Source organism: Cohnella zeiphila (assembly GCF_014212055.1).
Lineage (GTDB): Bacteria > Bacillota > Bacilli > Paenibacillales > Paenibacillaceae > Cohnella > Cohnella zeiphila.
The window spans coordinates 26,231-42,014 of sequence record NZ_JACJVO010000032.1; the positions used below are offsets into that span (position 1 = coordinate 26,231).

Below are 15,784 nucleotides of genomic sequence, written 5' to 3' on the forward strand. Positions count from 1 at the left end.
CAGTCCTATATGCCGCTGCCTAATGGCAGCCATATATAAAGGTACAAATAATAAAGGGAGGTTTCGTGAATGGCAGGAAAGAAGAAAAGGGTCGCGATGTCTGCATTATTTCTTGCAATATTGATTGTAGTAGCAGGTTGCAACAGCGGTCAATCGAACAATTCGTCGTCTTCCGGCAACAGCGCAGCTAACACAAGCGCCAGTGCCAGTTCCAACGCCGACACAAATTCGGCAACGGCCAGCGACGCTCCGAAAGAAAAAGTGAAGATTTCACTATTCCTCGGCAACGGCGCAAACACAAAGTTTCCGATCGGCATTCAAACAGATCCCGTCGCCAAAATAATCGAAGAAAAAACAGGCGTCCAGATTGAAATCACGCGTAACCCGCAAAAGGACGTCGCCGCTCAGGTTAATACCATGCTGGCGTCCGGCGACTTGGACGACATCACGTATGTAGCGGGCGACTACTCGCAGGATATTGCGAAGAATGTAACGGCGGCAGCGAAATCGGGCCAAATCATTCCGCTTGACGATCTGGTCGCCAAATACGCTCCGGATATCATGAATAACCCCGTCCTAAAGGCGCGAACCGAGTTCAACAAAAAATACGCAAGTCCGGATGGCCAACTGTGGTCGATTACGACGTATGGCGGAACAACGCTGGAGACGAGACCTTCCGACGGCATCTTTATCCGGTGGGACTTGTATAAGCAGCTAGGCTATCCCCAGATCAATAACGACGACGACCTGATCAAACTGTTGTCCGACATGAAGAAGCTGGAACCCAAAACCAAAGAAGGCAAGCCCGTGTATGGCGTAGGCGGCTGGTTCGGGGAAGGTTCAGGCTGGGGAGAAGCGCTGTTCCGTTACGGCTACGCTTGGTCCCGCGGATATTACGGTTATCCAGACTTGGTTGCCTACTATGACGCGGTGAACCGCGATTTATATGCCAAGAACGCGATTACCGATACCGACAGCCCGTATTGGAATGGATTGAGGTTCGCTTACAAACTGAATCAAGCCGGTCTGCTGGATCCCGATTCCGCCACTCAACATTATGACCAAGCCGACGAGAAGTTGAAGAACGGTCAATATCTGATGTTCTTCAGCGGTTGGCAACTGGGAGAGCCCGCAAATTATTTCAAGTCGGTTGGCGAGGAATACAAAGGCTACGTGGCGCTGCCGGCGTTCCAAGGTCATGGCAATATCCAGGCGATGGTTAATGAAACGAGCGGTTATCAATATGTGATTTCGAAAAATTGCAAAAATCCGGAAGCGGCCATGCGACTGATCAACTTCCTGTCTACGCCTGAAGGTTCGCGCCTCGTAAATTCGGGCGTGGAGGGACAAACGTGGGAGATGAAAGACGGAAAACCCGCATATACGGATGCTTACGTTCAAGAGAGTCAATCGACGTCAGATTGGGAATCGACGAATCTGCAAACCGGATTGTCGCTCTATAACCTCCTGTCGCCGTGGAGCGGAAACGTCATCAGTCCGTTCGACAAAGCCTACTTTAATTTGAACATGGAGCCTGGCTATATCAGCAAAAATTATTCCGACGTCGAAATAGACGCAATGGCGCATTACGGCGTACAGAATCTGACCGATATCTACTTGAACAGCGCGAAAACCGTCATGTTCATCAACTATGATTCTTTGTTCCAGCCAATGTCGGATGAATTGAAGACGGCAGCTGCCAACATTAATTCGTATGCTTACAAGAATGAATTCAAAGTGATCTTCGCTAAAAATGACGACCAATTTGCGAAGGCGCAAAAGTCGTTCCTGGACGGCGTGGCCAAGTTCAAACCGGACGAAGTATACAACTATTATAAAACGGAAATGGCGAAGGCGAAGCCGGTTATGGACCCGATTATTAACGAGGCCGAGAAGAACTATCCGTTCAAGTAATCAAGCGTAGTTAACACTTCACTTTTCGCATAAGGGAAGGAATGGCAGACACATGGGGATGCGGATATTGGCCGTCGGCGCCCACCCGGACGATCTGGAATTGCAGTGTGCTGGGACGCTTGCGATGTATGTCAAGCAAGGGCATGAAGTGTTCATGGCCGTAGCGACCAACGGCGACAAAGGCAACTTCGACGTGGAACCGGAAGAGCTGGCCCGAACGCGAGAGGAGGAGTTCCGACAATCCTGCGAGGTCATCGGCGCCACACCCATCTGGATGGGCTACCCGGATGAGCTGCTCGAGAACACGATGGAAATTCGGCTCGCGTTCGTGGATATGATTCGGCAGGTGAATCCGGACCTGGTCATCACCCATGGACCTAATGACTACCATCCGGATCACCGATACACGTCGCAGCTTGTATGGGACGCGCTCCCGCTTGCCGGCGTGGCCAACGTGAAGACAAGTCGCCCAGCCGCCGACCGTCAAGTAACCCTGTATTATATGGATAACTTGGGGGGGATCGGCTTCAATCCGACGGAACTCGTCGATATTACGGACACGATCGAGGTCAAGAAGGCGGCGCTTGCCAAGCATGCAAGCCAGACCGATATTTTCATGCGTCTGCTGAACGTGGACCTGTTGGACGTCGTGGAGACGACAGGCAAATTCCGCGGCTATCAATCCGGCTGCAAGTACGCCGAAGGGTTTGTCAAAGTCGAGGCCTGGTACAGGGGACTGTCCAAACGGCTGCTGCCTGAGAGCGATGCGGACAGCGCATTCGAGTATCGAATTCAAACTCGCTAACGGCTGACAAATCAAGATAAGGAGCAGGCCATGAAAATCACTCAAGTGGAAACGATTATTCTCGAAAGTCCTTATCCATACGGCATGCAGGCAGACGCTTCCGACTCCCGCGGCCCCAAGTATGCCGCCATCATCAAGGTGCATACCGACGAAGGAATTACCGGCATAGCCGATTGCGACTCGCACCCGCACATCGTAAAGGCGCTGATCGAGGCGCCTTCGTATTTGCCGAATTTTTGCGAGGGACTGCAGTGCGCGGTGTTAGGGGAGAATCCGTTCGAAGTCGATAAAATCTGGAGCAAAATGTACCAATCCAGCTTTTACCACGGCAGAAGAGGCGCGGCGATTCATGCGATGAGCGCGGTGGACATCGCGATTTGGGACATTATCGGCAAAGCGTCCGGCCAGCCGGTCAGCGTCATGCTTGGCGGGCGGAAGCATGAACGCATCCGCGCCTACGCCAGCACCTTGTTCCGCAGCACGCCGGAAGAGATGAAGACCGCCGTTCAGAAATACCGTTCCATGGGATTCACCGCCGTGAAGTTCGGCTGGGGGCCGGTGACGGAGGAGCCCCGCCGAATCGTCAAGCTCGTCGAAGCGGCCCGGCTGGAGGCCGGCGACGGAATGGACATCATGGTCGACGGCATATGGACCGCTGACGTCAAGCTTGCCGTGCAGCTGGTGAAGGAGATCGAGAGATATAGCGTATTCTTTGTGGAGGAGCCGCTCGTCTCCGACAACCTGAAGGGCTACCGCAAGCTCGCGGAATCGGTTGATGCCCGCATCGCCTGCGGCGAACAGCTGGGCGGACTATACGAGTATCGGGAGTTGATCGAGCAGGGCAACGTGGATGTCATCCAACCCGATATTTCCAGGGCGGGCGGATTGACGGAGGCGCGCCGGCTGGCGGAAGCGGTGGAGAAGGCGGGTAAGCTGCTGATCCCGCACGCCTGGACATCGGACGTGCTGACCGCAGCTTCCCTTCATTTGAATGCGTATCAGACGAACCCGGTGTTCCAGGAGTTCTGCACGAACGACACGCCGCTGAGCCGGGATCTGGTGTTGAATCCGCTCGAACTCGCTAGCGACGGCTATCTGCAGGTTCCGACCGCGCCGGGTCTCGGCGTTGAATTGAACGAGGAAGTCGTCCGCAAGTATACGATATCAGCGGCAAGTTAAAGAAGGGCGGTGACGGGATGGAAGCACTCGTTTGGAAGGACACCGGCGTTGAGACCGAGCGCTCGCTGCAGCCGCCCGCGAACAACGATCGGGAAGTGTTGATTCGTGTTCGTGCAGCAGGCGTCTGCACAACCGACATTCATATGATTCAAGGCAAGCTGAATTTCGCCAAGCCTCCCTGGATTCTAGGCCACGAAATGGCTGGTGTCGTCGAGCGTACCGGCGCAGAGGTCGCCGGCTGGAAGGCAGGGGATGCGGTTGTTGTCGATCCGGTCGTGTCGTGCGGCAACTGCACCTATTGCCAGCAGGGCAAAAAGCACTTGTGTTCAAGAGGCGGCGAACTTGGCACGACCTGCGGCCAAGGCGGTTACGGCCAATATGTCGTCGTCCCGCCGTCCAACCTATACCGGTTGCCGGCCGGCATGAGCTTTGTCGAGGGCGCGATGATGGAGCCGCTCAACTGTACGATGGGCGCGGTCGACCGGGTGCCCCGCATGGCCGGCGCTCATGCCGTCGTGTTCGGACCGGGGCCGGCCGGCCTCTTGTTCGCCCAGTTGGCCAAAGTATACGGCGCTTCCACCGTGACGATGGTCGGCATGGACAATGAGCGGCTAGAGCTCGGCAAACGTCTTGGCGCGGACTTAGTCGTCAACATCCGTTCTCCGGAAGAGCGCAAGCGGCTGGACGACATGCGGTTCGACGTGGCGATCGAAGCATCGGGAAGCCCTGACGCCGTTAGGGATTGCTTTGCATTGGCGGCCAGCGGCGGAACCGTGGTGCTGTACGGGCTGAGCGGCTTGGATCGGCCGTCGATCGTATCCGATCAGGTGGTCGGCAAGGATTTGACCGTCGTCACGTGCATCTCCGCGCCGCACTTGTGGGAGCAGGGCATCCGCCTAACGGCGAGCGGCCGGATCAACGTCAAGGATATGGTGACGCATCCGGTACCTTTTGATGATGCACAGGGCGTGTTGAACGACATCTTGAAGGGCCGGTTTCGAGGTACAAAGGCGGTAATTTTGCATAACAAGGCCTAAATGCCGATTTAAAGGAGAGCCGATCCAAATGAGAAATAGATTCGATAAACTTCCCGTCCAGGAAATTCAAATTAACGCGGCTGTTAAGCAAGGCCAGCTGGAGCTGTGGCGGCACTCGATCGGCCATGGCGGAATCAACTCGCTTCCGCTGCCCGACCGAGTCGTGCAGGGATCGAAGAAGCTGAAGCCCCGTTTGCTGCGGACTTTTATCCAGGATTACTTCAACATCTACCCGGAGCACGGAAAGTTCGATTGGCATAAGCTTGACCCGTACATGAATTCGCTCTCCGCAACCGGAGCGAAAGTGGTGGCCGCGATTACGATCAAACCGAGAGTTCTGTATCCGGACATCGACCATACAGTCTGGATGCCGAACGATGTTGACGAGTGGCGCAACGTGATCCGCGAGCTAGTCAAGAGATATTCGGTAGAGAAGCAGATTGTGACTTACTGGGAAATCGGTAACGAAACGGACATCGGGGAGTGGGGAGGCAGCCCCTATTACATCAAAAATCCGGATGACTACGTTCAATACTATGAAATGACGGCAAAGGCAGTCCTTGAAGCGTTCCCTGAGGCGAAAGTCGGTGGGCCGGCCGTGACGGACGGCGATCGGGCTATCATCCCCGCGCTTGTCGATTATTGCGGAAGAACAGGGCTTCAGCTCGATTTTGTCTCCTTTCACGCCTACACGGACGATCTGGAATATCATAAAGACCAGATCCGAGAGTATCAGGAGGTTGTAAAGCGGTATCCCGGCAAGCGTCCTGAACTGCTCTATACGGAATTCAACAAAAGCTTCGATCCGGTTTCGTTGGAGGACATGGCGTTCGATCCTCGGCGTTCTTCCATTGTCGCCGCAATCCTGATCGATTTTGTGGATATCGGACTCGATTGGTCGTTCTATTATCATGTCTGGGATCAGGCCAACTATAAACAGGAATTTGAGAAGTTTTTCAACGATCCGTACATCATGATCAAGCATTGGAACGAAATCCCTCATCGTTTCGGTCTTTTTGGCGTTGGCGAGGAGGTCAGGCCGCAGTATTTCGTCTATCGGATGCTGCAGCGGATGGGTGCGGAGCGTATAGAAGCGCGTACGGATCATCCCCACCTGAAAGTGCTGGCGTCCGAAGACGATAGGCGCAAAACGGTGTTTTTCGTCAACCATCATGAGGAATCCCGCGATATGATTGTGACTCTGCGGTTCTCGGACCTAGCGGAAGGCCCCAAACGGCTCAAGGTCTACCGGATCGACGAGAACCAGCGTTGGCTGCCGCAGGAACTGGAGTTGGTCCAGGTCGAAAGCCGGGAAACCGACGTACTGACGAACTTTTTTTGCCAGGTATATTGTCCCGCCGACAGTGTACTGCTGACCATTCTAGAAGATTCGGACGTAAAGTTGTAATCTCTTTCCTTTACGTCAGCATACAGCGCAGCGAGCGGTGGATCGCTTAAAGCCTTACTTAAGGCAATGTGGCTTATCCCTGGAGATTCTACATTGAGGGACTAGCGGTAGTTAAGGGGGACGAATTGGGGACGAAAGCCATCATTTTTGAGCAAACGGCATCCAAATGAAACAATACTCAAATCGCGAATCCCCTTATAAATCAAGGCTTTAGCGTGCCTCGGCGGATGGGAACCAAACAGCCTATGTTTCCGCATACGGGGCATGTGGAGCCACATTTACCTGAATGAGTCCTAATGTATCACAAATTTTGGCTTACTCTTTAGAAGAACAATCGGATTCTGCAATTAAATTAAGATATCGTAGACGAGTTGGAGAAGGCCGGTATCCCGCCGCTTCATGTTCTTCAGATGACAACCCTGAACGGGGCTGGATTTCTGGACCGGATGAATGATATGGGGACCGTGGAGATCGGCAAAAACGCCGATTTGGTCCTTCCGGACGCCAACCCCCAAAATTATCCGCATGACGACAGAGAATTCTGCAAATTTTTATGATATGGAATTTTCAATAGCTTTGTGTTGTTCAGTGTTTTCAAATGCCACGGTAAGACGTGGTAAAGGTATACCTAACTTTTTTGCTTCTCTCACAACTTCAAGTACCGCAAAACCTGCTTTACTATTGTTGTATTCGACGAAAAGTCGTGGTAAGCTGCCCTTTGCAAAAATAACCTTGTTAAAAAGCGTGCCGAGAAGTGCCGGTGGAATCTTAGTTAACAGTAGAGAAATCGTATCAATCTTTGCACCTCTTGCTTTAAGTACAGGAATAATTCCCCTCATATTCTTACCGACATTTGCGAATGAGTCACTATGATTCATAAGTGCTGGAAAACTTCCCCGTTTTAACACCTCGGTCTCCATCGCCGCATTCATGGCAAAGTGATTCCATAGCCAGCTTTGCATATCCTTTTTCCAACTAATTTTAAAATGGGCGCTTTCAAATAGTTCTTTGACCTTGTTGTTAATATGTTCAGTGCCTGCCCGTGGTTTTTCCAAAAATAGCATTTTCAGAAAGCCGCCTCTAAGCCTGTTGTCCGCGATGCCGCCTCCTGCTCCGGGGAAGCCAAAGACAACATTGTTCATAGACAATGGTGCAATCGATGATTCCAAATCTTGCCAAACGTTATTGAATATTAGGACAGGGGTGTTACCAGCGGCAGTCGATAGTAATTGTGCTGCTTCCGGAAGTTGTTCCGTGTTGACACTCACAATAATGAGATCATAATTTGGGTTCATCTCCTCATGCAGTTTGACGTTCCAGCTTTCTTTTATTAGCTGTTTCCCTCTTCGTGCGTCCCACATTTCAAGCTCTATGTTGCTTCCGAAGGTTTCTTTTCTCCCTTTTCTAACGTAAAACTCAACTGTATGCCCTGCCTTTTCAAAAGCCCAAGCATATTGGGTCGATATTACACCTCTACCGAAGAATAAAATTCTCATATTAGCCTCCTAAAAATATATATTAATCCTTGTTGATGATCAAACAACGTGTTGTATAATGTTATTGTATAGATTCACTATACGGTCATCAACCATCAGATTTTTAATATCTGTCGTATTATCGATTGAACAGAAAATGGAGGCAAATCATGAATAAGCAACCTGAAATTACGGACAAAACAAGGCAAACATTTATAAATGTATTCTGCGATTTATATAGCCAAAAACCAATTGAAAAAATATCCATCCAAGAGATTGCTAACCAATCAGGATATAATCGCAGTACATTTTATCAATACTTTACGGATATCTATGAGTTGTTGGACTGCGTTGAAGAGCGTGTCTTGAAATCCATTAACGAGGAAATGGCAAGCAGAGAGTTTTCTACACATACTTTCCAAGATGCACTTCAATGCTTGGAAAATGCAGAGGAAATTTCAATTCTTAAAGCCCTCTTGGGCGACTATGGTTCTGTTCATTTTGTTGAACGCCTGAAAAGAGAAATTCCCTTTGAGAGATTGATTGTGGACTTTCCAACAAATGATGTCTTAGCACCATACATAATTGAGTTTTACATATCAACATTAATATCTATGTTTCGCCTTTGGATACGCAACGGCAAAGATCTATCGTCGGAAGAATTGGTCAAGTTGGTAGATAGCCTATTTGCAAATGGGATAACACCGTATCATATCTTTGGCAAGGTCAATCCGCTGCGCCCTGATTCGAATAAAAAGTAAGGGGAGGAGGAGAAAGAGAATGATGGACTTTAATATCGGCTCATCTTGCCATTTGGTGGGTATCATTAGCTTCGGATGGATAACACAGTACAGATAAGCAAAGATAATGGCGCAGTTTGGAAAAAATACGATACAGATGAAGTCGATGCAAAAGAATTTGCAAAATGGCTGCTGATCAATGATTCGATTCCGGGCCAGATTGAACTTGTACAGCCTGAAAAAATATCTTCTATTCTGATCGACGGTCTTACTTCCGCTATATCAGCCCAGATGCTGAAATCATTTTATGACTTATTAGTATCGAACAATATACTTTCGAAAACTCTTGCAAAACAAGATTATTCGGAAAGAATGAAGTATCTTGAAAAAAATCTCCCTAACTTTATCGTCACGAAATTATGGAATTGAATAATACTCCATTTCTAAAGCGACCGACGACAGTGTGAAACAAAATGACTGTTTCTTAGGCCATTTGGAATCGCAGCATTTTGATAATCATGGAACCTTTCTTGTCGAGCTTGATAAGGAAGTTAAACGCTCACAGGAAATCTTCATTAGGCATCACGTTCAGAAGTACGAAGGAAAGATTCCTGTCTGGGCCGCAATTGAGGTTCTGTCGTTCGGAGCGCTCTCCAAGCTATATTTGGATTCCCAGAGGATTGGGAGTCTATGTTGATGAAGAAAAGATAAACAAGCTGATTGAGGCCGTAGAATCTGGACGAGATCGGCGGCCTCCGCTTCGCCATCTCCGCCCGCTCCTTCTTTCAGGTCAACCCCACCCAGACCGAGCGCCTATACCGCGCCGCTCTGGATTACGCCACTCTCACCGGCGACGAGACTGTGTTCGACGCCTACTGCGGCATCGGAACGATCACCCTGTTCCTCGCCCAGCACGCCCGCCGCGTCTACGGCGTCGAGATCGTCCCCGAAGCCATCGAAGACGCCCGCCGCAACGCGTCGATCAACAACATCTCCAACGCCGAATTCGCTGTCGGCGCCGCCGAGGACATCCTGCCTCGCTGGCAGGCCGCCAGCCTCTCGCCGGACGTTATAGTCGTCGATCCACCTCGCAAAGGCTGCGATCCTCGGCTGTTAGATACGATGCTCCAGCTTCGCCCGAAGCGGATCGTGTATGTGTCATGCAATCCTTCCACGCTGGCTCGGGATTTGAGGGTTCTAGAGGATGGGGGATATCGGACTGTGGAGGTTCAAGTGGTGGATATGTTTCCGCATACCGTTCATGTGGAGTGCGTAGTGGGGATATATTGAGTCGATACCTAGAAGTCTATAGTTATCAGTATTCGGCGAAGTATTATTTCTACTTTGCGAAGGATCAGAGCGATTATAAGACTAAGGAATTGCGAGATACGATTAAAGTTTCGGTTGTTTTGTTTGAAGTGGATAGATATGAGTAACGATCTTTAACCATTGATGCGTAATAGGAACGAATGTTAAAGAGAGCACCTCAACTACAGCAATCCGGTAACTACTTGAGGTGAATGGAAAATATGGGAATTGGCAATAGATCGACTTGAAAAGGCCACCTTCGGAATTTAAAAACGAAGGTGGCCTTTAGAATTCTACATGGGTTTGTATTTTGAAGGAATGTAGTGCAAGCTATTGTTCGATACTTTTTTTGAATGGAGACTATTGGGTTTCTGGACGGCAAAAGTTTGGACTTGCTGGAAATCCCCTTTACATGTTAGCTAATTCCGGTTCGTTCAGGCACGAGCGCCAACAAATACGACAAATATGATTCTGAAACAGTGAATGTTGACGAAATAAAGGACTTTCGGATCAGCGTATAGAAGATATACCCATGGAATTATCGAATCCAATTGTAAATATGCCCCTAGTAGGAAGTGTCTAGAGTTCATTGTCCTTAATGGTTCTGAAGTTATACGAAAGTTACTTTTGCTAGTATTGTTCAAAGAACTAGCGGGGGTATTGATTCGAATGAATGAATTTAAAACTCATACTCGCATTGGGTACTTAGTCATTTAATCATAGAAGAAAGGAATCGTATATGAAAACAGTCTCGTTGCCGCCGCACGCACCGACACTTATAGAGTCAACCCGTGCGATTGGGTATACGTTAGAAGCAGCAGTTGCTGATATTATCGATAATAGTATAACGGCATTGGCATCATGTATTGATCTCTTTTTCTTTCCTATAAATGATTCCTACATAGCAATATTAGACAACGGAAATGGCATGAACTCGACACAACTTGAGACCGCGATGAGGTATGGAAGCCAAAATCCTAATGATAACCGCGATGCCAATGACTTGGGACGGTTTGGACTGGGTTTAAAAACAGCCTCTCTTTCGCAATGTCGTACTTTAACTGTGGTTAGCAAACAGGAAAACCGAGTTGAGGCACGCTGTTGGGATATCGACTATGTTACAGAAACAGAAGAGTGGTCGTTATTAGTGCTTGAAACTGAAGAAGAAATGTCCACTGTTCCATGCATTGAGGAATTAAATAAACTTCAATCTGGTACACTCGTTGTTTGGCAGAATCTTGATAGGTTAAAAGTAGGCGAAGTCAACTTCGATCGCTCGATGAGCAAAAAAATGTCTGATGTACGAGATCATCTGTCATTGGTTTTTCACCGCTACATAAGCGGTGAAGCGGGGCTCAAAAAATTACGCATAAATATGAATGCTCTTCCTGTCGAGCCGGCTGATCCTTTTCTTACAAAGCGAAATACGCAAGTTATGGCAGATGAAGTGTTATATATTGAGAACGCAAAGGTTGTTGTTCGCCCTTTCATACTTCCGCATGTATCAGCTCTATCCTCTGATGAAATAGATGCTCTCGGCGGAAAAGAGGGGCTTCGTAAAAGCCAAGGTTTCTATATATATCGTAATAAGCGGCTACTTTTAGGGGGCACTTGGTTTCGCATGATGCGCCAAGGGGAACTTTCAAAGCTGGCTCGCATTCAAGTGGATATTCCAAATGAACTTGATGGTCTTTGGACGTTAGATATTAAGAAATCGACGGCATTTCCACCAGAAATTGTGCGTAATAACTTGGAATCGATTGTCGAGCGTTTAGCTGAACGAAGCAAGCAAACTTGGACTTTCCGTGGTAAAAAAGAAACAAGTGATTCGGTCGTCCATGTATGGCAAAGATTTAAAGGTAAACAAGGCGGTTCTTATTATAACATCAATCGAGACCATCCAATGGTTGAAATGTTCTTAGACGCACCACCACAGTTTCGTCGCAACCTTGAAACATTGTTGAAGGCGATTGAATCGCAACTCCCTTTAAATCAGCTTTATATAGATTTGAACTCGGATAAGCCAATCGAAAATGACTTAGAAACCACTGCACATGATGTTGAAGCAACTCTAAAGTTACTGCTAGGTCAGATGCCAACCGCCGTAATGCGAATGGAATTACTGGAGCGGCTTTCGGTATCCGATCCATTTATCGATTACCCAAAAATAATTGAGCGGTACAAAACAGGAGGTTTCTCAAATGGCAACTAATGTAGAGCAATTAGAAGGCATGATATCTTCTATGATGAACACAGAATTTTCAGAGGTACGCCCTACTGATGAGGAGTTCGAAAGAAAGGCAATTGAAATAAGAAACTTGCTCCAGCCGATGATTCCTGTCTCAGATGAAGATTTTTCAAACATTAAGCGTAAACTCAGAGCAAACATTGTTGTTAAAATGGAAATAGGAATTGTAATTAAAGACAAGCAACCACATCAATCGTGGCTGCCTGCTCGACGTGCCAAGAAGGACTTCTTTTTTTGGAAAAGATACAAAAAGTATCTTGAGGAGATAAAACATTGGAATCCTCGTGTTACTGGCAACCTAGATCGTGTTTCGGATGAAATTGTTGATTTGCTTGGCGATCCAGAAAGTAATGTTGCTTTTCAGCGACGTGGTCTAGTTTTAGGTGATGTGCAATCTGGAAAAACAGCCAACTACACTGCCATTTGCAACAAGGCTGCCGACACAGGTTACCGAGTAATTATTGTCCTTGCAGGTATGCAGGAAAATCTGCGTCAACAAACTCAAGGAAGGCTTGATGCTGAATTTTCTGGTAGAAAAAGTGAGTATCTTCTCGATCCGAAACGTGTAATCGAGAATGTACCTGTTGGTGTTGGTAAATATGGTCAGGATAACCGTATCGAGTCCTTTACTTCCGTAATAAAGGACTTTGATAAAAATATTCTGAAAGCCTTGAATTTATCGCTTCATAGCGTGAATACAACAGTTGTATTTGTTATAAAGAAAAACAAGAGCATCCTAAACAATCTTATCGGCTGGTTGAAAACAAATAATGTCGATGAAAATGGCGTTATAAATTTGCCTATGTTAGTGATTGATGATGAGGCTGATAATGCTTCGGTTAACACTAATGATGAGGAGAAAGATCCAACTGCAATCAATGATGCTGTACGTCGTTTGCTGAAACTTTTTCATCAAGCATCCTATCTTGGAATTACGGCTACACCATATGCAAACATCTTTATTAACCCAGATACGGAAACAGACATGCAAGGCCAAGACCTCTTTCCGAGAGATTTTATTTACTTACTCTCTCCGCCGACCAACTACATTGGAGCAGAAAATATTTTTGGGGACGATGAAGAGAAAACCGAAAATTACTCGAATGTCCTTGAACCACTCTATCCGGATGAGATGGATGCGTTTTTTTCGTTCGACCATAACAAATATTTGACCGTCACTGAATTGCCGCCAAGCATGAAAGAGGCGATGGCGTATTTTTTGCTTGTTAACGGAATCCGTGATGTTCGTGGACATCATAAAGAACACCGTTCTATGATGATTCATGTAAGCCGCTTCACGGATGTGCAAAATCAAATCCGCGACCTAGCAAACGAATGGGTTATCCAAATGCGCTCTGACCTACAAAGCTATGCAACGCTTTCCGAGTCCGAAAGCAGCCAGATCCCCGGTATCGCTTATCTTAAGGCTGTGTGGGAGAGACATTCTCTTAGTGGAAAAGCGGGAGAACCCGCTAATCCGATGACATGGCATCAGTTTCTTACCAAATATCTTTTTAAAGCTGTGGCTCCTATAGATGTCCGTGCCGTTAACCAAAAAAGTGGAGCCACTAGTCTGGATTATTTTAACCACAAAGATGATGGTCTACGAGTGATTGCCGTCGGCGGTAACAGCCTCTCCAGGGGGCTGACTCTCGAGGGTTTGTGTGTTAGCTATTTTTACCGCAAATCTTTAATGTATGATACGCTTCTGCAAATGGGACGATGGTTTGGTTACCGTCCCGATTATGGAGACTTGTTCAAAATTTGGATTAGCGTTGAAGCAATAGATTGGTACGGATATATTACGGCAGCTGCCGAGGAACTAAAACTCGAAATTGCTCGAATGAAGCATGACAATTTAACACCAATGGACTTTGGCCTCAAAGTTCGGCAAGATCCCGCGTCTTTAATTGTAACCGCAAGAAACAAGATGCGGTCGGCAACCTTTGTGAGTCGTCCAATTACCGTCTCTGGACGTCTGCTTGAAACACCCCGGCTAAGAACTGATGCTGGTATATTAAAATCTAACGAAGAAGTTTTCAAAGAGTTTGTAAAAAAGTTGCCTTCGATTGGACAACGTGTATTAAGAGATGACGCGCGCTATTTTTGGTCTGGTATCAGCAAGGACGAAATTGAGCAACTTCTTCGCGACTTCAGAACACATCCATGGCAATTAAACTTTCAAGGTGCGGCACTGGCTGATTTCATCAGGGATTCCGATGATATGAATAATTGGGATGTTTTCATTGCTGAAGGCTCAGGAGAAACATACGATGGGGTGATTTGCGGAGATGAAGTGTTACAAATAAATCCAGAGAAACGTGCCGTTAAAGCGACGAGTGGACAAATAAGCATAAGCGGCACAAAAGTCCGTGTCGGTGCTGGAGGAGCTGCTAAAATAGGACTATCCGAAGAGCAACGTACGGTGGCGCACGCTAAATTTGTTGCCAAGAATTCAAATGGTGCGAAGCATATTCCCGATAAGGCATACCTTGAGATAGATCGCCCGCCGATTTTAGTGTTACACATTGTTGCCGTCGACAAAGTTGGGACAGATGACAAAGGAAATCTTCGTAGCCAGATTGATGCAGGGGTGAATGTGCCAGATTACCTCTTTGCTTTGGGTATCGGAATTCCAGATAATGGTGAAGAGAAAATAGTAAACTATATGGTGAATCTTGTTGAACTTCGTAGCTACTATGACACAGAGGAGGACAACGACGAATGACAATAACACCAGAATCCCTCCAAAGGCAATGGGATAGTATTAAATATCGCGACGGTGGTTTTCTGCAGGTGGATATAAAACATCCATTGGAATGGCACATAGGTTTTCAGTCAATAAGTCAGAAGACCTTGCTCTTAGTCAGCGATATTGAAATCGGAGATGTTATATCTTCAAAGTCCATGGCAGTTAGTCGCCGCCGCAGAGAATCGGATAATAGGTGGACACTATCCTTCGAATTGCTTCGTGATGAGCAGGAAAGTGTGTTCGCAATCCTATGTAGTGATATTGTTGCTCATTCACAATCGGCTTCGAATAAGAAAGAAGCTCTAGCACTTGTAATAAGTCGATATAAGCAATGGAGTCGGCTACTTGAATCCCAGAAAAGTGGTCTCATGGATGAGCATAGCCGGAAGGGGTTAATAGGCGAATTAATATTTTTATCCAACAGACTTGACACCTCGGACTCAGCACTTACTACTGTGCATGGGTGGATAGGTGCGGATGGTGCAGACCAAGATTTTGCATATGCAGATGGCTGGATTGAAGTGAAAAGTGTTGGTGCCTCTGCAACAAGCGTTACTATTTCATCACTTGAACAGTTGGGCTGTAACGATTATGGCGATCTTGTGATTATGCGCATTGACAAAACTGCTCCGGAAAAGAATGGCTCATTTTCATTGAATGATATTGTTAGACAAATCTGCGATCAGCTGTCTGGTGACTCTGATGCTTTGGATATATTTCGCTCGAAACTTGCGGCGTATGGATATATAGACCTCCAAGCCTATTCAGAACAGAAATATTTCTGCTCAGGTACGCAATGTTACTCAGTTAATGAAACATTTCCTCGGATGACAAAAAAAACTGTCCCGCCTCAGATAATTTCTTTGCATTACGAGTTAAACCTTCCATCCTTACAGGACTGGCAGAAGGAGTGATATA

13 protein-coding genes and 1 pseudogene are annotated in these 15,784 nt (G+C 47.3%); 13 read left to right on the top strand and 1 reads right to left on the bottom strand.

Features of this window, described 5'->3' with window-relative positions:
* The first annotated feature begins 69 nt into the window (after window positions 1–69).
* The 6 genes from H7C18_RS24225 to H7C18_RS36105 all read left to right on the top strand — a co-directional run bounded on the left by H7C18_RS24225 (window position 70) and on the right by H7C18_RS36105 (window position 6,900).
* Entirely contained in the window at window positions 70–1,914 is a 1,845-nt protein-coding gene (locus H7C18_RS24225) for an extracellular solute-binding protein (protein WP_185131696.1), read from the top strand.
* Window positions 1,915–1,966: 52 nt separating this feature from the next.
* Window positions 1,967–2,719, top strand: a complete 753-nt coding sequence (locus H7C18_RS24230; RefSeq protein ID WP_185131697.1) for a PIG-L deacetylase family protein — start codon at window positions 1,967–1,969, stop codon at window positions 2,717–2,719.
* A 30-nt stretch (window positions 2,720–2,749) separates the two neighbouring features.
* On the top strand, window positions 2,750–3,898 hold the full coding sequence (locus H7C18_RS24235; RefSeq protein ID WP_185131698.1) for a mandelate racemase/muconate lactonizing enzyme family protein: 1,149 nt from the start codon (window positions 2,750–2,752) through the stop codon (window positions 3,896–3,898).
* Window positions 3,899–3,915: 17 nt separating this feature from the next.
* Window positions 3,916–4,935 carry a zinc-dependent alcohol dehydrogenase gene (locus H7C18_RS24240; RefSeq protein ID WP_185131699.1) on the top strand — a complete coding sequence of 340 codons (1,020 nt, stop codon included), beginning with the start codon at window positions 3,916–3,918 and terminating at the stop codon, window positions 4,933–4,935.
* Between the two features lie 28 nt (window positions 4,936–4,963).
* Entirely contained in the window at window positions 4,964–6,343 is a 1,380-nt protein-coding gene (locus tag H7C18_RS24245) for a GH39 family glycosyl hydrolase (protein WP_185131700.1), read from the top strand.
* 371 nt (window positions 6,344–6,714) lie between these two features.
* Window positions 6,715–6,900, top strand: a complete 186-nt coding sequence (locus H7C18_RS36105; RefSeq protein ID WP_202887411.1) for an amidohydrolase family protein — start codon at window positions 6,715–6,717, stop codon at window positions 6,898–6,900.
* Here H7C18_RS36105 and H7C18_RS24255 read toward each other — a convergent pair.
* Entirely contained in the window at window positions 6,895–7,839 is a 945-nt protein-coding gene (locus H7C18_RS24255) for a ketopantoate reductase family protein (protein WP_185131701.1), read from the bottom strand. The genes H7C18_RS36105 and H7C18_RS24255 overlap by 6 nt on opposite strands.
* A gap of 149 nt (window positions 7,840–7,988) precedes the next feature.
* On the opposite strand from H7C18_RS24255, the gene H7C18_RS24260 reads away from it, so the two are divergent.
* The 7 genes and pseudogenes from H7C18_RS24260 to H7C18_RS24290 all read left to right on the top strand — a co-directional run bounded on the left by H7C18_RS24260 (window position 7,989) and on the right by H7C18_RS24290 (window position 15,780).
* A complete protein-coding gene (locus tag H7C18_RS24260) occupies window positions 7,989–8,579 on the top strand; it encodes a TetR/AcrR family transcriptional regulator (protein WP_185131702.1) in 591 nt (196 codons plus the stop codon).
* 75 nt (window positions 8,580–8,654) lie between these two features.
* Complete coding sequence (locus H7C18_RS24265) at window positions 8,655–8,987, top strand: hypothetical protein (RefSeq protein WP_185131703.1); 333 nt, start codon at window positions 8,655–8,657, stop codon at window positions 8,985–8,987.
* A gap of 34 nt (window positions 8,988–9,021) precedes the next feature.
* A complete protein-coding gene (locus tag H7C18_RS36110; protein ID WP_185131704.1) occupies window positions 9,022–9,255 on the top strand; it encodes an Abi family protein in 234 nt (77 codons plus the stop codon).
* A 41-nt stretch (window positions 9,256–9,296) separates the two neighbouring features.
* A pseudogene (gene rlmD / locus H7C18_RS24275) lies at window positions 9,297–9,848 on the top strand (23S rRNA (uracil(1939)-C(5))-methyltransferase RlmD); the annotation flags it as partial.
* Between the two features lie 757 nt (window positions 9,849–10,605).
* A complete protein-coding gene (locus H7C18_RS24280; RefSeq protein ID WP_185131705.1) occupies window positions 10,606–12,078 on the top strand; it encodes an ATP-binding protein in 1,473 nt (490 codons plus the stop codon).
* Complete coding sequence (locus H7C18_RS24285) at window positions 12,068–14,842, top strand: Z1 domain-containing protein (protein WP_185131706.1); 2,775 nt, start codon at window positions 12,068–12,070, stop codon at window positions 14,840–14,842. The genes H7C18_RS24280 and H7C18_RS24285 overlap by 11 nt, the downstream gene beginning before the upstream one ends.
* Window positions 14,839–15,780: a PD-(D/E)XK motif protein gene (locus tag H7C18_RS24290; RefSeq protein ID WP_185131707.1), complete on the top strand. Its 942-nt coding sequence runs from the start codon at window positions 14,839–14,841 to the stop codon at window positions 15,778–15,780. The genes H7C18_RS24285 and H7C18_RS24290 overlap by 4 nt, the downstream gene beginning before the upstream one ends.
* Window positions 15,781–15,784: the final 4 nt, after the last annotated feature.

Coding starts and splice junctions, on each gene's coding strand:
- H7C18_RS24225 (WP_185131696.1), top strand. CDS start 70: ATGGCAGGAAAGAAGAAAAGGGTCGCGATGTCTGCATTATTTCTTGCA.
- H7C18_RS24230 (WP_185131697.1), top strand. CDS start 1,967: ATGGGGATGCGGATATTGGCCGTCGGCGCCCACCCGGACGATCTGGAA.
- H7C18_RS24235 (WP_185131698.1), top strand. CDS start 2,750: ATGAAAATCACTCAAGTGGAAACGATTATTCTCGAAAGTCCTTATCCA.
- H7C18_RS24240 (WP_185131699.1), top strand. CDS start 3,916: ATGGAAGCACTCGTTTGGAAGGACACCGGCGTTGAGACCGAGCGCTCG.
- H7C18_RS24245 (WP_185131700.1), top strand. CDS start 4,964: ATGAGAAATAGATTCGATAAACTTCCCGTCCAGGAAATTCAAATTAAC.
- H7C18_RS24255 (WP_185131701.1), bottom strand. CDS start 7,839: ATGAGAATTTTATTCTTCGGTAGAGGTGTAATATCGACCCAATATGCT.
- H7C18_RS24260 (WP_185131702.1), top strand. CDS start 7,989: ATGAATAAGCAACCTGAAATTACGGACAAAACAAGGCAAACATTTATA.
- H7C18_RS24265 (WP_185131703.1), top strand. CDS start 8,655: ATGGATAACACAGTACAGATAAGCAAAGATAATGGCGCAGTTTGGAAA.
- H7C18_RS24280 (WP_185131705.1), top strand. CDS start 10,606: ATGAAAACAGTCTCGTTGCCGCCGCACGCACCGACACTTATAGAGTCA.
- H7C18_RS24285 (WP_185131706.1), top strand. CDS start 12,068: ATGGCAACTAATGTAGAGCAATTAGAAGGCATGATATCTTCTATGATG.
- H7C18_RS24290 (WP_185131707.1), top strand. CDS start 14,839: ATGACAATAACACCAGAATCCCTCCAAAGGCAATGGGATAGTATTAAA.